Here is a 17,065-nt window from a genome sequence, read left to right as displayed (position 1 = left end):
GCCCACGCCAGCCTCAGCTTGCCCGCCCCGCCGCCGGGCATTTCCTGACGAAAACAATTGGCCGAACCAACTCTGGCTGCCGCGCCAAATCCTTGCAAAAATGACTCCAAAGCCCCCGTTTCAGCCCCGTTTTTTGCCGTAAACCGCATGATTTGGCGCAACTGCGGACATGGTGTGCTACACTTTTGGGGTTTTGCAGCACCGCGGGTGCGGTGGTTGTCCGTAGAAGCTGCGGCAACGTGCGTCAAGCACATGGCTGCTTATTAATTTCGGCCGCGCGAGCGGCATCGGTCTTATGTCCCTGTCAACTCCCGTTTCCCGACGTGCGCTCCGGCACACGCGCGCAATCGACATCCAGGCGTTCCAACGCGACGATGGTCTGTGGGATCTCGACGCCCGTATCACCGATATCAAAGTCAACGACACCGTGCTGGCCTCCGGCCCGCGCCCTGGTGGCACCCCTCTGCATGACCTCTCCCTGCGTCTGACCGTGGATCTTCAGCTCAACGTTGTGGCGGCCGAAGCGTCGTCCGATGCTGTGCCCTATCCCGGTTACTGCGACACCAACGGTCACGCCTACCAGCAGCTGGTGGGCCTGAACCTGTTAAAAGGCTTCCGACACGAACTCAAGCAGCGCCTGGCCGGCATCGCCGGTTGCACCCATTTGACGGAACTGGCGCAGATCCTGCCCACGGCCGCCGTGCAAGCGTTCGCCAACGACGTGTGGTCGACCAACGATGCCGCCAGTCCCGACGCCGACCTGCCGCACCACAAACCGTTTCAACTGGATAAATGCCATGCCCTGCGTACCGATGGCGGGGCCGTGGCACAGTTTTACCCGCGCTGGGTGGTCAAAGCAGCACCAGGGTAGCGCGTAGCTTCATCTGCTTTTTTCAGAGTTATTTTTCGCAGTATCAACCGATCTTTACACATCAGCATCAGAAGGGAAGCCAGCATGAAAATCCATGAGTATCAAGGCAAAGAAATCCTCCGGAAATACGGAGTGACGGTACCGCGCGGTATTCCGTGCATGTCCGTGGAAGAGGCAGTCAAGGCTGCTGAAACCCTGGGCGGCCCGGTCTGGGTGGTCAAGGCGCAGATCCACGCTGGTGGCCGCGGCAAAGGCGGCGGCGTGAAAGTGGCCAAGTCGCTGGAACAAGTCAAGGAATACGCCGAGCAAATCATGGGCATGCAGCTGGTCACGCACCAGACCGGTCCTGAAGGCCAGAAAGTACGCCGCCTGCTGATCGAAGAAGGCGCCGACATCAAGAAAGAACTGTACGTGTCGATGGTCACCGACCGCGTTTCCCAGCGCGTCGTGCTGATGGCCTCGTCCGAAGGCGGCATGGACATCGAAGAAGTGGCTGAAAAGCACCCTGAGCTGATCCACTCGATCGCCATCGACCCATCCGTCGGCCTGACCGATGCGGAAGCCGACGCCATCGCCGCCAAGATTGGCGTGCCTGAAGGCTCGATCGCCGACGCCCGCGCCAACCTGCAAGGCCTGTACAAAGCCTACTGGGAAACCGATTCGTCGCTGGCTGAAATCAACCCGCTGATCCTGACCGGCTCGGGCAAGGTCATCGCACTGGACGCCAAGTTCAACTTCGACGCCAACTCGCTGTTCCGCCAGCCTGAAATCGTCGCCTACCGCGACCTGGACGAAGAAGATCCAGCCGAAGTGGAAGCGTCGAAATTCGACCTGGCCTACATTTCGCTCGACGGCAACATCGGCTGCCTGGTGAACGGCGCCGGCCTGGCCATGGCCACCATGGACACCATCAAGCTGTTCGGCGGCGAGCCGGCCAACTTCCTGGACGTGGGCGGTGGCGCCACGGCCGAGAAAGTGACTGAAGCGTTCAAGATCATGCTGAAGAACCCTGGCCTGAAAGCCATCCTGGTCAACATCTTCGGCGGCATCATGCGTTGCGACGTGATCGCCGAAGGCGTGATCGCGGCATCGAAGGCCGTTTCCCTGCAAGTGCCGCTGGTGGTGCGCATGAAGGGCACCAACGAAGACCTGGGCAAGAAGATGCTGGCCGAGTCCGGTCTGCCCATCATTGCGGCCGACACCATGGAAGATGCAGCGAAGAGCGTCGTCGCCGCCGCTGCCGGTCAAGCTTAATTAAGGAATCAACATGTCCATCCTGATCAATAAAGATACCAAAGTCGTAACCCAAGGCATTACCGGCAAGACCGGCCAGTTCCACACCCGCGGCTGCCGCGACTACGCGAACGGCAAGAACTGCTTCGTCGCTGGCGTGAACCCGAAGAAAGCCGGCGAAGACTTCGAAGGCATTCCTATCTTCGCTAACGTCACGGAAGCGAAAAAAGAAACCGGCGCCAACGTGTCGGTGATCTACGTGCCGCCAGCGGGCGCCGCTGCCGCCATCTGGGAAGCCGTGGAAGCGGAAATGGACCTGGCCATCTGCATCACCGAAGGCATTCCTGTCCGCGACATGATGGCCCTCAAGGACCGCATGGCCAAGACCGGCTCCAAGACCCTGCTGCTGGGCCCTAACTGCCCAGGCCTGATCACCCCTGACGAAATCAAGATCGGCATCATGCCAGGCCACATCCACAAGAAGGGCCGGATCGGCGTCGTGTCCCGTTCGGGCACCCTGACCTATGAAGCCGTGGGCCAGCTGACCGCCCTGGGCCTGGGCCAGTCGAGCGCCGTTGGTATCGGCGGCGACCCGATCAACGGTCTGAAGCACATCGACGTCATGAAGATGTTCAACGACGATCCTGACACCGACGCCGTCATCATGATCGGCGAAATCGGCGGTCCAGACGAAGCCAACGCGGCTTACTGGATCAAGGACAACATGAAGAAACCAGTGGTCGGCTTCATCGCCGGCGTCACCGCGCCTCCGGGCAAGCGCATGGGCCACGCCGGCGCGCTGATCTCGGGCGGCGCCGACACCGCGCAAGCCAAGCTGGAAATCATGGAAGCGTGCGGCATCACCGTCACCAAGAACCCGTCCGAAATGGCGCGCCTGCTGAAGGCGATGCTGTAATTTGGCAACGAGTTGGTGAATAATAACGGGGAGCCTGGTGCTCCCCGTTTTTTTTGCGCCGCTCCAGGCGCACACCAGCACCATTGCATCCGTATCAACCCGTATCAACCTGTATCTGCCGGAGACCGAGATTGGCGAAAATCATCATATCGCGCGAAGGCGTGGTGGAACAGCAAGTGCAGCTCAGCAAGGAGCGCATGACGATAGGCCGGCACCGGCACAACGATATCGTGCTGTCCCACCCGTCCGTCAGTGGCGAGCATGCCGTGATCGTCACCATCCTCGATGATTCCTTCCTGGAGGACTTGCACAGCACCAATGGTACTTTTGTCAACGGCCACCGCATCGGCAAGCATTTCCTGCAGCACCTGGACATGATCAAGATCGCCAAGTTCCAGGTCGAGTTCGTCGCCGACGGCGTGCGTCCGCTGGCCGCCGCGGCGGCGACCGAACCGCCGCTGGGCCAGATTGAAGTACTGAATGGCAACAACGCGGGCAAGCAGATGGCCCTGACCAAGCCGCTGACGACGCTGGGCCGGCCCGGGGTGCAGGTGGTGGTCATCAACCGCGGGGCGGACGCCTATACCATCGCCCATGCGGAAGGGGCCCAGCCGCCCCTGGTCAACGGCGCGGCCGTGGGCAAGCAGCCGCTGCGCCTCAAGCATGGCGATGTGATCGACCTGAGCGGCACCCAGATGACGTTCCGCCTGACCAGCCCGGCCGCCTGACAATTATTGTCAGCCCGGTGCCGTTTTTTGGCCCGGATGACAGATTTCGGCATATAGACTGACAAAAAAAGTCAGCCAAGGTGACGAAAATTAGCGCTTTCTCCCGTTTTCGGCCCCGCTCCGCCCCTGAATTAAGCTGGCACGGCCTTTGCTCATACTGAAGCGTGGTACCAAATTTCCTCAATCACTCAGGAGTAGCAAAATGAAATCGATGAAAATGATCAAGAAACAAGCACAAGCCGGCTTCACCCTCATCGAATTGATGATCGTGGTGGCAATTATCGGTATCCTGGCCGCCGTTGCTATTCCTGCCTACAGCGACTACACGCTGAAAGCCAAGGTCAGCGAGGCGAACTCGACTTCCGGTCCAGCCCGTCTGGCAGTGGGCCAGGCCTTTAACGAAGGCACGCTGGCCGCCGGTGTTGACGGTCCTGCCCTGGGTCTGCCAGCAGCCGCTTCGATCACCAGCAAGTATGTGGCATCGGTCGCTGTCGCCGGCGTCGACGCCACCCACGGCACCGTGACGGTCACGATGCGCGCCACCAACAGCGCCGACATCGATGCCAAGACCATCGTCTATGCGATCGCCTGCACTGCCGGTTCGTCGTGCGTCACCACCATCGATGCCGCCAGCACCGTGGTCGACAAGTATCGTCCAAAGATCTGATAGTCTAAGCTGACGGGTAACAAAAAAACGATGCAGCCGCGAGGCTGCATCGTTTTTTCTATGTGCGCCCAGCATGGGCGCGCTCCTGTGGGTGAAAGTCCCGCCGCGAGCTGACCACAGCGAGCGAAGTGAAGCGCAACTGCGGAAGAGTAATCGACCGTGGGAAGGAAGCGTGAATCGTAAATCATGAGCCGAGGTACACGAACCGCATAGAAGGCGTTGCCGAGCAGGGCGAGCGGGCATAGAACCGCGAAGCTCTTGTGCTCAAGGCGAAGTGGCGTAGATGCGGCGGTTGTGTGATGAAGGAGTGCGGCCCTTACCTGGGGACGCCCTGCCTCACGTCTGAAAGGACGGCGGCGCTGCCGTAGCAGGGTCTCAGCAGAGGTCATAGTAGTTGGTGGTAGCGCCGGCAAGGCTCGACCCCGCTGACGAAGGACCGAACGAGTAGGAGTGTTATCCGATATGGCGATGCGACAGGCAAAGCGTCAGATGCCCGCGAAAGCGGGGCGGGAGGCCGTAGGTCAGGGTGAAGCCTTGGCTGCCACCTCCAGCGACGAAGCCTGCTGCCCGCGCCATATGTCAGGAGACGCAGGATCAATGCTGCTGCGCGCGGCATTGAGAAGGGAAAGCCTGCTGCGGGCGTTCAAACGTGTGCGCGCCAACAAGGGCGCAGCCGGGGTGGATGGTCGGGACATCGACGAAACCTCGCGCTATCTGGCCGTGGCTTGGCCGGAAATACGTGAACAACTGCTGGCGGGGACGTATCGGCCCAGCCCGGTACGCAGGGTGACGATCCCCAAGCCCGACGGTGGCGAGCGCGAGCTTGGCATCCCGACGGTGACGGATCGGCTGATCCAGCAGGCACTGCTTCAGGTGCTGCAACCGATTCTTGATCCTACGTTCAGCGAGCACAGCTACGGTTTCCGTCCGGGCCGGCGTGCGCAGGACGCGGTGCTTGCCGCCAGGGCGCATGTCCAGTCTGGGCGCCGGATCGTGGTGGACGTCGACCTGTCGAAGTTCTTCGACCGGGTCAACCATGACATCCTGATCGACCGCTTACGAAAACGCATCGACGACACCGGAGTGATCCGGCTGATCCGAGCCTATCTGAACAGCGGCATCATGGACCATGGAGTGGTGCAGTCGCGGCACGAGGGCACGCCGCAAGGCGGCCCGCTGTCGCCACTGCTTGCCAACGTCCTGCTCGACGAAGTGGATAAAGAACTGGAGCGACGTGGCCATTGCTTCGCGCGCTACGCCGATGATGCGAACGTCTACGTCCGCAGCCAACGTGCTGGCGAGCGGGTGATGGTGCTGCTGCGCCGCCTCTACGATAAGTTGCACCTCGTGGTCAACGAAAGCAAGAGCGCGGTCGGCAGTGCCTTCGGCCGCAAGTTCCTCGGTTACAGCCTGTGGGTGGCACGCGGGAAAGTGGTGAAACTGAAGGTCGCGGAAAAGCCGCTGGCAACGTTCAAGCAGCGCATCCGTGAACTGACGGGGCGATCTGTGGGCCGCAGCATGCCGCAGATCGTCGAAAAGCTGCGCTCTTACATGCTTGGCTGGAAAGGGTACTTCAAGCTGGCGGAGACGCCGAAGATCTGGCGAGGACTCGATGAATGGCTGCGTCACAGGCTGCGGGCTGTCCAGCTCAAGCACTGGAAACGTGGCAAGACCATGTATCGGGAACTGACCCAGCTCGGGGCCGCGCCCTTGGTGGTGCGGCAGGTGGCCGCAAATAGCCGCCGCTGGTGGCGCAATGCGGACCGGCTGTTGAAGACGGTCCTGACGATTGCTTATTTCGACCGGCTTGGCGTACCTCGCCTGTCCTGACCTCAACTACTCGAACCGCCCGGTGCGGATCCGCACGCCGGGTGGTGTGGCAGGGGAGCGGTCCTCAAGGACCGCCCCCTATGCCGATTGGGAGACGCAAACCGGCGGTACGGCCTTACACGATCTTTTGCCGGTCCGCGATCAGCGCTTCGTAGGTCAGGTTCTGCAACATGGTGTAGTGCATGGGGTCGAGGTCGACAAACTGCACGCCGTAGGTGAATACCTCTTCCTTGTCGGCCGCGGCCGGCTTGACGATGTTGATGTTGCGGATGGTGGCGTTGGGATTGATGCGCACCTGGCGGTTGCCGGGCTGGGCGATCAGGTAGAACGACAAGCCCACCGTCGGCTCATCCTCGGGCAGCGGCTTGGGCGACTCGATCAGGGCGCCCGACACGCTCAGGTTGACGAGGAACACGGAAGTGTGGCCGTCCGGCGTGGTGACCTGGGCCGGAATATCGACCTTGACCCGCATGGCCGTGCGCAGGCTGGTGCCCTGGATGGTGGTGGGGAAGGACAGGTGGGCATAGTACAGCGGCCGCAGGAAAATGCGCTGCACGGTGCAGGCGAACGAGCACACGTTCACGCCGGAAAAGACGCGGATGGTCAGCTTGTCGCCGTCGTTGAGGGAGATGGGGGCGCCGTTTTCCAGCGGGATCTTGACGATCATGTACTCGTCCTTGACCCAGCCGATCAGCGTGGAGAAATGCTGGATCGGCTTGATGGTGCGGTGGGTGATGAACTGTATCCTGCCCCCGACCTGCAAATTCATCTGTTCGAATTCGTATTCCTGCGTCCTCGCTTCGCTCGGCGGTGCCGTGCTGCTCATTCTTGCGCCTTCTTTGCCTGCATGGATGTTTCGTCCCCTGTCCGCCGTCGGTGCCAGTATTTATCTGCCGACAGGAAATATTGTCGGTCGTTATTTTTATTATATACCCGCCAACTTGCCGTAACAATAAGAGGCACCCAGGCCGTCGTCAGCTCGTCACGCTCCAGTCGCCGGATATGCGGTCGTGCTTATCCATAACGAATTCTGCCCGGTCGGAACGCCTGCAGTAATTGACTAAGAAATGTCCACGTCGTCATCGTCATGACGCGGCTGGGCTGGACTTGGACCGGGTGGCGGAACAATATTAATGAACTGCACAGGATCGGTCGGGGTCAGCTCATATGGAATGCGGACGTTCGGGATGAAGAAATCCCTCTTCGATTGCAAATCTGTAGCCCTTGAGGGCATCTATGAGTATGTTCGTGTCGAACAGGACTAGCGCCATTCCGACCTCAATTCACGCTGATAGGCCAAGCCATCGGCGGGAATGTCCTCGCGCTTGGACCAGATACCGGCAACGCGGCGCAGCGCCTCCGCGCGACGTTCGCGCGCGCGCGCGATCGCCCTTTCTTTCTGTGTGACTTTTTTCTCAGTCACATCGGGCGACTGGTCGTCTTCATGCTGAACGATGGCCGTCATAGCGCAGCTCCTTGCTCAATGATGCGATCAAGTGTAGCGCATCTCCGGCTTGGCGTCGCCTTGGCTGCGCATCAATTCCGGGACAAGTACCTCAACTCGTCACGCTCCAGTCGCCCGACTTGCCGCCGTGTTTTTCCATGACGCGGATCTCGCCCATCACCATGCCCCGGTCCACGGCCTTGCACATGTCGTACACGGTCAGCAGGCCCACCTGGACGGCCGTCAGGGCTTCCATTTCCACCCCCGTCTTGCCGAACGTTTCCACCTGGGCCCGGCAATGGACGGCGCTGTTGGCCTCGTCCGTCTCGAAGTCCACCGCGACCCGGGTCAGGGCCAGCGGGTGGCACAGGGGCACCAGGTCGCTGGTGCGCTTGGCGCCCATGATGGCGGCGATGCGGGCGATGCCCAGCACGTCGCCTTTCTTGGCGCTGCCCGACAGGATGATGGCCAGCGTCTCCGGCTTCATGCGGATGGTGCCGCTGGCCACGGCGATGCGGTGGGTTTCCTGTTTGGCGCCGACATCGACCATGTGCGCCTGGCCGGTGGCGTCGAAGTGGGTCAGCTGGTCGGCGGGGGGCGTGGTTTTGCTGGTAGTCATGGGTAGCTTGCAGTGGTAAGGGCCGCGCGCGGGACGGCCGGTCATGGGTGGAATCGGTTGCTGGCCCGCTGCGTGCGGGCGCCAGTTGCGGGTATGATAGCACCGTGAACGCTGATCGAATCTTCCCCATTCCCCAGGACCGTCCGCCGCGCCGGACACCGCGGCTGCGCCTGCTGGCCGTCGCGCTGCTGTGCGTGCTGCCGTTGAGCATGGCGCAGACGGCGTTGCCACCGGCCAAGATCCCCAACCTGCCCAGCCTGGGCGACACGGAACGCCAGGACTTGTCGCCCCTGATGGAGCGCAAGCTGGGCGAGGAAATCATGCGCGACATCCGGCGCGACCACGATTTCCTCGACGATGCGCCCATCCTCGAATACCTGAACCAGTTCGGCAATGCGCTGGTGGAGGCGCGGCCCGGCGCGCGCGGCGAGGCCAGCTTCGACTATTACTTCTTCGCCGTGCGCGATCCCCAGCTCAACGCCTTCGCGCTGCCGGGCGGCTTCATCGCCGTCCATTCGGCCCTGCTGCTGGCGGCCCAGAGCGAGGCCGAGCTGGCCTCCGTGCTGAGCCACGAGATCGGCCACGTGGTGCAGCGCCATATCGCCCGTTCGCTGGGCCAGCAGCGCCAGGACGCGCTGATCCCGCTGGCGGCCATCGTGCTGGCGGCGCTGGCGTCCAAGGCGGGCGGCGATGCGGCCATGGGCGTGTTCATGGGCGGCCAGGGCCTGGCCATCCAGCGTCAGCTCAATTTCAGCCGCGACGCCGAGCGCGAGGCCGACCGCATCGGCTTCCAGATCATGGGCGCGGCCGGCTTCGATACCACCGGCATGGTGGCTTTCTTCCAGCGCCTGCAGGTGGCCAGCCGGTCCTACAGCGACACCATCCCGGCCTATCTGCAGACCCACCCGCTGACCAGCGAGCGTATCGCCGACATCCAGGCCCGCATCCGCGAGCAGCCCTACAAGCAGCGCCAGGACAGCCTGGACTTCCACCTGGTGCGGGCCCGGGCCCGCGTGCTGCAGGACGAGTCGGCCCAGGGCCTGGCCGATGCCACCGCCTTCTTTGAAACCCAGCTTCAGCAGCAGGGCCGCCAGCAGGTGGCGGCGGCCAAGTACGGCCTGGCCTTCGTCGCCCTCAAGAAGGGCGACACGGCCAGCGCCCAGCGCTTGCTGGACGAGGCGCGCGGCGGCATGAGCAAACCGCCGCCGGCCGGCGTCTATGGCGCGGCGCCGGCCACCACGCCCAACGCCATCTTCGTCAGCACGGCGCTGGAGATCAAGCTGGCCCAGCCCAGGAATCCGGCCGTGGTCGCCCAGGCGCTGGCCGAGGCGGACGCGGCGCACCAGCAGTTCCCCCTGTCGCGCGGCATTGCGCGCCAGTACGCGGAAGCGATGATCGCGGCCGGCAAGCTGGAACCGGCCGCGGTCTACCTGCGCGACCAGGTCCAGCTGTACCGCGAGGAGCCGGCCCTGTACGACCTGCTGGCCAAGACGTATGCGGCGCAGGGCAAGCTGGCCTTGCAGCACATGGCGCTGGCCGAATCATATGTGTTGCAGGGGGGCGTGCTGTCGGCGCTGGACCAGCTGGGCATCGCCCGCAAGGCGCCTGACGCCTCGTTCTACGACCAGGCCGTGATCGACGCCCGCGAGCGGGAGTTGCAGGCGCGCCGGCGCGAGGAGCTGGGCGAGAAGGGCAAGAAGGAAGCCAGGGCGGCGCCCGAACAGGTACACACGGCGCTGGCGCCGGCGGCCGGCACGCAGCGTGCCGCACCGCGCGGCGTGGAAGCGTTGATGCAGCCGCAGCGCAGCTGGCCTTGATGCATATATAAGAACTCTGATATCGCCGGGCAAGCCACGGCGCTCTGTTCCGTCGCGCTGCCTGTTTTTCCCATGCAAGCGGGAACCGCGCTGGCGTAGCGGGACGGACGCGATACCGCTTCCTGCACGCGCTGGATCGATACTGGCCGGAGCGCTGGGAGTCGCGGCGCAGGAATGCCGTCAGTCAGGCGCCGGGACGGGCACAAAGCCGTAGCGGGCCGCCAGCGCCGCGCGCGCCACGCGCTGCACGGGCAGCAGCTGGCCCCGGTCGCGCAGGGAGGGACCGGCGTCGTCGCTGCCGGCCTTGCCGCCGGCACTGTCGCCGGCACCTGCGCCGCCACCTAAGCCGCCACCTAAGCCGCCACCTAAGCCGCCACCTAAGCCGCCACCTTGGCCTGCCGCGTCGCCAGCCCGTTCCAGCCACGCCAGCAAGGCCTCGTCATCGTCCGCATGGCCGGGCCACACCAGGCGGGCCAGCACCTCGGCGCCGTCGCGGTCGTCGAGCTGGGCCAGCACGGCGCCGCTGCGCAAGATCAGTTCGCCCTGTTCCGTCATCAGCACTTCATCGAGCGGCCCCAGCGCCTCGCCCGTGTGCAAACGCCAGCCCAGGGCCGGATCGGTGCGCACGATGTAGGGCGTCGCTTCCAGGTTCAGGTAGACCCGCTGCGGACCGTTCTGGAAATACCAGCGGCCCTGCTCGTCGCAGCCGTAGTTGCGGGCGATGAAGGCGATCAGGGCCACATGGTGCAGCTTGTCGCCGGGCAAGTTCAGGTGCTGGGCCCGTTCGTCGCGCATGCGCCATTGGCCGCGCGCGTCCAGCGCCAGCCAGCCATAGCAATGGGGCACGTTGGGCCACTTGGCCATTGCTTGCTTGACGATCTCATCCATGATTGCTTTCAGTTGGTGGCGTGCTCGGGCTGCTGCGGCTGCATGCTGTCGACAGGGCCGCTCTTGCCTTCGAGGAAATGCAGCAGCCGTTGCGGCAGCCAGTCCAGCCGCCCCGGCACGCCGCCCACGGCAAAGCCCACGTGGCCGCCATGTTCAGGATAGTCCAATTGCACGCAGGCAGCGGCGCGGCGCGGCAAATGGCGGCCCGGCAGGAAGGGATCGTTCTGCGCGTTGAGCACAAGGGTGGGCACGGTGATGTCGCCCAGCACATGCCTGGCGCTGGCCCGGTCCCAGTAGTCGTCCGTATCGCGGTAGCCGTGCAGGGGTGCCGTCACCACGTTGTCGAAGGCGTACAGGTCGCGCGCGGCGCGCAGCGCGTCCAGGTCGAACAGGCCGGGAAATTGTTCGAGCTTGGCCTCGCACTTGGGCTTGAGCGTCCGCAGGAACATGCGGGTGTAGACCAGGTTGAAGCCGCGCGACAGCGCCACCCCGCCCTGGGCCAGGTCGAGCGGGGCCGACACGGAACAGGCCGCGTCCACAAAGTCGGCCTGGTGCTGCCACTCGCCCAGCCAGCGCAGCAGGGCGTTGCCGCCCAGCGAGACGCCGGTCACGTAGAACTTGCCGCTGCTGCGCCCGTGCAGGCGGCGCACGATCCAGTCGATCTCGGGCGCGTCGCCGGAATGGTAGAAGCGGGGCGCCCGGTTCGGTTCGCCCGAGCAGCCGCGGAAATGGGGCACGGCGCCGGACCAGCCGCGTGCCGCCACGGCCGCCATCAGCGACCGTGCGTAGTGGCTGCCGGACGAGCCTTCCAGTCCATGGAACAGCACCACGAAGGGTTGGCCCGGCTGGCCGTCCACGAAGTCGACATCGATGAAGTCGCCGTCCGGCGCATCCCACCGTTCGCGCCGGAACGCCACGGCCGGTTTGGCGAGGCATACGGCCGGATAAATGGTTTGCAGGTGGCCGCTGGGCAGCCACAGTGGGGCAGGGTAGCGCATGGCCTCTCAGTGCAGGACTTGGCCCGGCACCTCGGCCGGCACCGCACCGGGCGCCACCGACGCATGGTGCAGCACGATGCGCCAGCCGCGCGGCGTCTTGACGTAGACGTTGGTGGCCAGCAGATGGGCCGGCTCGCCGGTGGCGGCCGTGGTGCCCTCGATCACCGTGTGGACCGAGCTCATCAGGTTATGGGTTTCGTGCAGCTGGGACGGCAGGATGTGCAGGCCGCCATGCTCGAGGATGGCGCTCCAGGCCTCGCGGATGGCCGCGTGGCCGATCAGGCGCGGCCCGCCCGGATGGATGCAGACGATCTCCTCGTCGTCCGCCCACAGCGCCATCAGGGCATCGACGTCGGCCCGGTTGAGCGCATCGTAGAACGCCGCTTCCACTTCGGCGGCACTGCCATTCAACTGTTTTGCACGTTTCATGCGGGCTCCGGGGCGGCGGACGGGGGATCAGTGGTGCGAAACGACGGTGCCCGGCTTGAGGCGGTAGGCCGTGCCGCAGTAGGGGCACTTGGCCACGCCGTCATGGTTGAATTCGAGAAATACGCGGGGATGGGACGACCACAGCGGCATGGCCGGGTTGGGGCAGTGGGCCGGCAAATCTTTGCCTTCGAGCTCGACTGCGTTGGCGGCGGTTGGGGTAGCATGGGTCATCTGCGGGTTCTCCGTGAGGCAAAAAGACACGACGGCTCCCGGCTGGAAACCGCCAAACAAACCCCGATTTTAACGGATTCGCGCAGCGGACAAAATTCATCGGTAAAATAGCGCCTTCATTATTCCAGCGCCGCCCGCGTCTGTTTCCATTCGGACAACGCCCGTGCGGCTCGCCATATGACGCCACCAGCACCACTGCCGACCGCCTTCGCCCTGCCCGTCACGCCGCCCCCGGCCGTGGCCGCCGTGCGCCGCCGGCCGTCCATCGTCCGCTGCTGTGGCGGGAAAACCACATGACTGAACTGAGCCGCGCCGCCACCCCCTACGTCGCCGAGCATGACGAGCCGTCCTGGCGCGAAGGCTTGAAGACGGGCATGCCGACCCTGTTCGGCATCGGCGCCTGGGGCCTGGTGGTGGGCATCGCCATGGTCAAGACGGGGTTGACGGTGCCGCAGGCGCTGGCCATGACGCTGGTCGTGTTCGCCGGCTCGGCCCAGCTGGCCTCGCTGCCGCTGATCGCCGCCCATGCCCCGATCTGGGTCATCTTCGCCACGGCGCTGGTGGTCAACCTGCGCTTCGTGATCTTTTCCGCCCTGCTGGCGCCCCATTTCGCCAACTTGCCGCTGCGCAAGCGCTTCCTGCTCGGCTATGTGGCCGGCGACATGACGGTGGCCCTGTTCCTGCAAAAATACCCGAACGAAGCGCCCCAGGTGGGCAAGCTGTCCTATCTGAAAGGCTTGCTGTACCCGAACTGGGCCGCCTGGCAGGTGGGCTCCATCGCCGGCATCTTCCTGGGCAGCGCCGTGCCGCCCGAGTGGGGCCTGGGCTTTGCCGGCACGCTGGCCATCATTTGCATCACGGTGCCGCTGGTGGCCAGCCGCCCGGCCCTGTGCGGGGTGCTGGTGGCCGGCGTGGTGGCCGTGCTGGCGGCCGGCCTGCCCTACAAGCTGGGCCTGCTGGCGGCCGTGGTGCTGGGCATGGCCGCCGCCATGCTGGTGGAAGAACTGACTGAAAAGAAGGAGTCATGATGGCTGACTGGGAAATCTGGGTCACGATCGCGGCGCTGGCGCTGGCCACGGCCTGCACCCGCAGCTCGTTCTGGCTGATCGGCCACCACATCACCATCCCGCGCCGGGTACAGGACATGCTGCGCTATGCGCCGGCCTGCGCGCTGGCGGCCATCATTGCCCCCGATTTGTTGCTCAACAATGGCCAGCTGCAGCTGGAGCCGGCCAACCTGAAGCTGGTGGCCGGCATTGCCGCCATCGTGTTTTACTTGCTGCGTCGCAATATGTTGCAAACCATCGTGTTCGGCATGGGCAGTTTTACGGCCCTGCGATTGTTGCACGTGTTTTCATAAACGGATTTCCGGCCGCGGCCTTGCGGTAAAATAGCGGTCTTTCTTTCAACTTTCTTCCTTGGGTAGCCATGCAAGCTGTTCTGAACTTCCTCCGCCTGCAAGACCTCGTCGCGTCCGATGCGCTGCGCGGCAAACGCGTCTTTATCCGTGCCGATCTGAACGTGCCGCAAGATGATGCCGGCCGTATCACGGAAGACACCCGCATCCGCGCCTCCGTGCCGGCCATCCGCGCCGCGCTCGCCGCCGGCGCCAAGGTGATGGTCACGTCCCACCTGGGCCGCCCCACGGAAGGCGAGTTCAAGCCGGAAGACAGCCTGGCGCCCGTCGCGGCCCGCCTGGCCGAGCTGCTGGGCCAGGGCGTGGAACTGAAACAGAACTGGGTCGACGGCGCCGGCCTCGAGAACCTGCAAGCGGGCCAGGTGGTGCTGCTGGAAAACGTGCGCGTCAATAAAGGCGAGAAGAAGAACAGCGACGAACTGGCGCAAAAGATGGCCGCCCTGTGCGACGTCTACGTCAACGACGCGTTCGGCACGGCCCACCGCGCCGAAGCGTCCACCCACGGCATCGCCAAGTTCGCCCCCATCGTGTGCGCCGGCCCCCTGCTGGCGGCCGAACTGGATGCGCTGGGCAAGGCCCTGGGCGCCCCGGCCCGTCCGCTGCTGGCCATCGTGGCCGGCTCCAAGGTATCGTCCAAGCTGTCGATCCTGAAGGCGCTGGCCGAGAAGGTGGATAACCTGATCGTCGGCGGCGGCATCGCCAACACCTTCATGAAGGCCGTCGGCCTGAACGTGGGCAAGTCGCTGGTGGAAGCGGACCTGGTGGGTGAAGCGAAGGCCATCATCGACATGATGGCGGCCCGCGGCGCGCAAGTACCGATTCCCGTCGACGTGGTATGCGCCAAGGAATTCTCGCCCACGGCCGCCGCCACCATCAAGGCCGTGGCCGACGTGGCCGACGACGACATGATCCTCGACATCGGCCCGCAGACGGCCGCCACCCTGGCGGCCCAGATCGGCGCGGCCGGCACCGTGGTGTGGAACGGCCCGGTCGGCGTGTTCGAGTTCGACCAGTTCGGCGAAGGCACCAAGACGCTGGCGCTGGCCATCGCCGGCTCCAAGGCATTCTCCATCGCCGGCGGCGGCGACACGCTGGCGGCGATTGCAAAGTACGACATTACCGATAAAATTGGCTATATCTCGACCGGTGGCGGCGCCTTCCTGGAATTCCTGGAAGGCAAGACCCTGCCGGCCGTGCAGATCCTGGTCGACCGTCACGCCAAGTAAGGCGGCACGTCGTCCACCAGCAGCACTTCAGCACGAAGGTAGCAATTCGGTAGCAATTCGGCAGCAGTAAGGTAGCAGTACGGTAGCAGCTGACGGCAACAAGCAGTACAGCAACACGGCGCGGCGCCAGCCGCCGCGGCCGCACCGTTTTCCCGGCCCGGGGCGATCCCCCGGGCCGTCCGCCCGACCCAACGCTCAAGGAACCCTATGTCCCGTGGTACCAAAATCGTCGCAACGATAGGCCCCGCCTCCACCGACTTCAACATCCTGGTCAAGATGATACGGGCCGGGGTCGACGTGGTGCGCCTCAATTTCTCCCACGGCAAGGCGCAGGATCACATCGACCGCGCCCGCCTGGTGCGCGACGCGGCGGCCGAATGCGGACGCGAAGTGGCCATCATGGCCGACATGCAGGGCCCCAAGATCCGGGTCGGCAAATTTGAAAACAACAAGATCGAGCTGGCCAACGGCGACAAGTTCATCCTCGACGCCAAGTGGGGCGAGAATGGCGAACTGGGCAACCAGGAACGGGTGGGGCTGGACTACAAGGCCTTGCCGCGCGACCTGCACCCGGGCGACCTGCTGTTGCTCAACGACGGGCTGATCGTGCTCGTCGTCGACAAGATCGTCGCCCACGAGATCTTCACCACCGTCAAGATCGGCGGCGAGCTGTCCAACAACAAGGGCATCAACCGCCAGGGCGGCGGCTTGACGGCGCCGGCCCTGACGGCCAAGGACATGGAAGACATCAAGACGGCCATGAGCTTCCAGGCCGACTACCTGGCCATTTCCTTCCCAAAAAGCGCGACCGACATGGAGATGGCGCGCCAGCTGGCCAACATCGCCGGCGAGCCGTACGGCCACAAGCCCATGATGATCGCCAAGATCGAGCGGGCCGAAGCGATCCCCGTGCTGCAGGAAATCCTGGGCGCCTCCGACGGCATCATGGTGGCGCGCGGCGACCTGGCGGTGGAAGTGGGCAACGCGGCGGTGCCGGCCCTGCAAAAGCGCATGATCCGCATGGCGCGCGAAGCGAACAAGCTGGCCATCACGGCCACCCAGATGATGGAGTCGATGATCTTCAACGCCGTGCCCACCCGCGCCGAAGTGTCGGACGTGGCCAACGCGGTGCTGGACGGGACCGACGCCGTGATGACGTCGGCCGAGACGGCGTCCGGCAAGTACCCGGTCGAAACGGTGGAGATGATGGCCGCCATCTGCGAACAGGCCGAGCAGTCCGAATACAACAAGCTGGACGCGGACTTCCTGGATGCCACCTTCACCCGCATCGACCAGTCGATCGCCTACGGCGCCCTGTTTACGGCCCACCACCTGCGGGTCAAGGCCATCGTGGCGCTGACGGAGTCGGGCTCGACGGCGCTGTGGATGAGCCGCCACAGCATCGACACCCCGATCTACGCCCTCACGCCCAGCGTGACCACCCAGCGCAAGGCCGCGCTGTACCGCAACGTGCGCGCCTGGCAACTGGTGCCCAAGGGCGACAGCGCCATCGTGCTGAAACAGGCCGAGGACATGATGATCGCCGCCGGCGTGGCCAAGAAGGGCGACATGATCGTCGTCACCTGGGGCGAACCGATGGGCCAGATCGGCGGCACCAATGCGCTCAAGATCGTCAAGGTCGGAGCATTCGATTAATCAGGATTCAGGCCCACCGGCCGCCGCCCCGTGTGTCTTGCCGGGGGTGCGGGACGGCCAGGTGGCCGACACAGTTTTTCTATAAGTTGGAGTAT

18 protein-coding genes are annotated in these 17,065 nt (G+C 64.3%); 11 read left to right on the top strand and 7 right to left on the bottom strand.

Features of this window, described 5'->3' with window-relative positions; all coding sequences use genetic code 11:
* Positions 1 to 295: 295 nt before the first annotated feature.
* The 6 genes from AC3WOS_RS26420 to ltrA all read left to right on the top strand — a co-directional run bounded on the left by AC3WOS_RS26420 (position 296) and on the right by ltrA (position 6,245).
* Positions 296 to 871: a DUF2889 domain-containing protein gene (locus AC3WOS_RS26420; protein WP_492720019.1), complete on the top strand. Its 576-nt coding sequence runs from the start codon at positions 296 to 298 to the stop codon at positions 869 to 871.
* Positions 872 to 955: 84 nt separating this feature from the next.
* Positions 956 to 2,125: an ADP-forming succinate--CoA ligase subunit beta gene (gene sucC / locus AC3WOS_RS26415; RefSeq protein ID WP_492720017.1), complete on the top strand. Its 1,170-nt coding sequence runs from the start codon at positions 956 to 958 to the stop codon at positions 2,123 to 2,125.
* A 13-nt stretch (positions 2,126 to 2,138) separates the two neighbouring features.
* Positions 2,139 to 3,020, top strand: a complete 882-nt coding sequence (gene sucD, locus AC3WOS_RS26410; protein ID WP_492720016.1) for a succinate--CoA ligase subunit alpha — start codon at positions 2,139 to 2,141, stop codon at positions 3,018 to 3,020.
* 131 nt (positions 3,021 to 3,151) lie between these two features.
* Positions 3,152 to 3,748: an FHA domain-containing protein gene (locus AC3WOS_RS26405; RefSeq protein WP_492720014.1), complete on the top strand. Its 597-nt coding sequence runs from the start codon at positions 3,152 to 3,154 to the stop codon at positions 3,746 to 3,748.
* A 202-nt stretch (positions 3,749 to 3,950) separates the two neighbouring features.
* Positions 3,951 to 4,415, top strand: a complete 465-nt coding sequence (locus AC3WOS_RS26400; protein WP_492720012.1) for a pilin — start codon at positions 3,951 to 3,953, stop codon at positions 4,413 to 4,415.
* 462 nt (positions 4,416 to 4,877) lie between these two features.
* Entirely contained in the window at positions 4,878 to 6,245 is a 1,368-nt protein-coding gene (ltrA, locus tag AC3WOS_RS26395) for a group II intron reverse transcriptase/maturase (protein ID WP_492720011.1), read from the top strand.
* A 115-nt stretch (positions 6,246 to 6,360) separates the two neighbouring features.
* Here the strand turns inward: ltrA and AC3WOS_RS26390 are convergent, their stop codons facing one another.
* The 3 genes from AC3WOS_RS26390 to moaC form a co-directional block, all read right to left on the bottom strand.
* Complete coding sequence (locus AC3WOS_RS26390; RefSeq protein ID WP_492720009.1) at positions 6,361 to 7,071, bottom strand: flagellar brake protein; 711 nt, start codon at positions 7,069 to 7,071, stop codon at positions 6,361 to 6,363.
* A gap of 435 nt (positions 7,072 to 7,506) precedes the next feature.
* Complete coding sequence (locus AC3WOS_RS26385) at positions 7,507 to 7,710, bottom strand: hypothetical protein (RefSeq protein ID WP_492720007.1); 204 nt, start codon at positions 7,708 to 7,710, stop codon at positions 7,507 to 7,509.
* A gap of 91 nt (positions 7,711 to 7,801) precedes the next feature.
* Positions 7,802 to 8,308, bottom strand: coding sequence for a cyclic pyranopterin monophosphate synthase MoaC (gene moaC, locus AC3WOS_RS26380; protein WP_492720006.1), 507 nt, complete (start codon positions 8,306 to 8,308; stop codon positions 7,802 to 7,804).
* 209 nt (positions 8,309 to 8,517) lie between these two features.
* Here moaC and AC3WOS_RS26375 point away from each other — a divergent pair, with 209 nt between their 5' ends.
* A complete protein-coding gene (locus tag AC3WOS_RS26375) occupies positions 8,518 to 10,125 on the top strand; it encodes a M48 family metallopeptidase (protein ID WP_492720021.1) in 1,608 nt (535 codons plus the stop codon).
* 180 nt (positions 10,126 to 10,305) lie between these two features.
* Here AC3WOS_RS26375 and AC3WOS_RS26370 read toward each other — a convergent pair whose 3' ends face one another.
* From AC3WOS_RS26370 to AC3WOS_RS26355, 4 genes are read right to left on the bottom strand one after another with little or no spacing between them, the layout of a single operon-like run.
* A complete protein-coding gene (locus AC3WOS_RS26370) occupies positions 10,306 to 11,013 on the bottom strand; it encodes a DUF2946 family protein (RefSeq protein WP_492720004.1) in 708 nt (235 codons plus the stop codon).
* A gap of 8 nt (positions 11,014 to 11,021) precedes the next feature.
* Positions 11,022 to 12,011, bottom strand: a complete 990-nt coding sequence (locus tag AC3WOS_RS26365) for a YheT family hydrolase (protein ID WP_492720003.1) — start codon at positions 12,009 to 12,011, stop codon at positions 11,022 to 11,024.
* Between the two features lie 6 nt (positions 12,012 to 12,017).
* Positions 12,018 to 12,440: a YybH family protein gene (locus tag AC3WOS_RS26360; protein WP_492720001.1), complete on the bottom strand. Its 423-nt coding sequence runs from the start codon at positions 12,438 to 12,440 to the stop codon at positions 12,018 to 12,020.
* Between the two features lie 27 nt (positions 12,441 to 12,467).
* Positions 12,468 to 12,671: a zinc-finger domain-containing protein gene (locus AC3WOS_RS26355; RefSeq protein WP_492719999.1), complete on the bottom strand. Its 204-nt coding sequence runs from the start codon at positions 12,669 to 12,671 to the stop codon at positions 12,468 to 12,470.
* Positions 12,672 to 12,964: 293 nt separating this feature from the next.
* Here AC3WOS_RS26355 and AC3WOS_RS26350 point away from each other — a divergent pair, with 293 nt between their 5' ends.
* The 4 genes from AC3WOS_RS26350 (at position 12,965) to pyk (ending at position 16,970) form a co-directional block, all read left to right on the top strand.
* A complete protein-coding gene (locus AC3WOS_RS26350; RefSeq protein ID WP_492719997.1) occupies positions 12,965 to 13,699 on the top strand; it encodes an AzlC family ABC transporter permease in 735 nt (244 codons plus the stop codon).
* Positions 13,699 to 14,031, top strand: coding sequence for an AzlD domain-containing protein (locus tag AC3WOS_RS26345; protein ID WP_182156616.1), 333 nt, complete (start codon positions 13,699 to 13,701; stop codon positions 14,029 to 14,031). The genes AC3WOS_RS26350 and AC3WOS_RS26345 overlap by 1 nt, the downstream gene beginning before the upstream one ends.
* 68 nt (positions 14,032 to 14,099) lie before the next feature.
* Positions 14,100 to 15,314, top strand: coding sequence for a phosphoglycerate kinase (locus tag AC3WOS_RS26340; protein ID WP_492719995.1), 1,215 nt, complete (start codon positions 14,100 to 14,102; stop codon positions 15,312 to 15,314).
* A 207-nt stretch (positions 15,315 to 15,521) separates the two neighbouring features.
* Positions 15,522 to 16,970, top strand: coding sequence for a pyruvate kinase (gene pyk, locus AC3WOS_RS26335; RefSeq protein ID WP_492719993.1), 1,449 nt, complete (start codon positions 15,522 to 15,524; stop codon positions 16,968 to 16,970).
* Positions 16,971 to 17,065 lie beyond the last annotated feature (95 nt).

The organism is Rugamonas sp. FW305-51 (assembly GCF_058786935.1).
The sequence above is the reverse complement of the archived record's forward strand: the minus strand, read 5'-3'. Positions and strand labels throughout refer to the sequence as shown.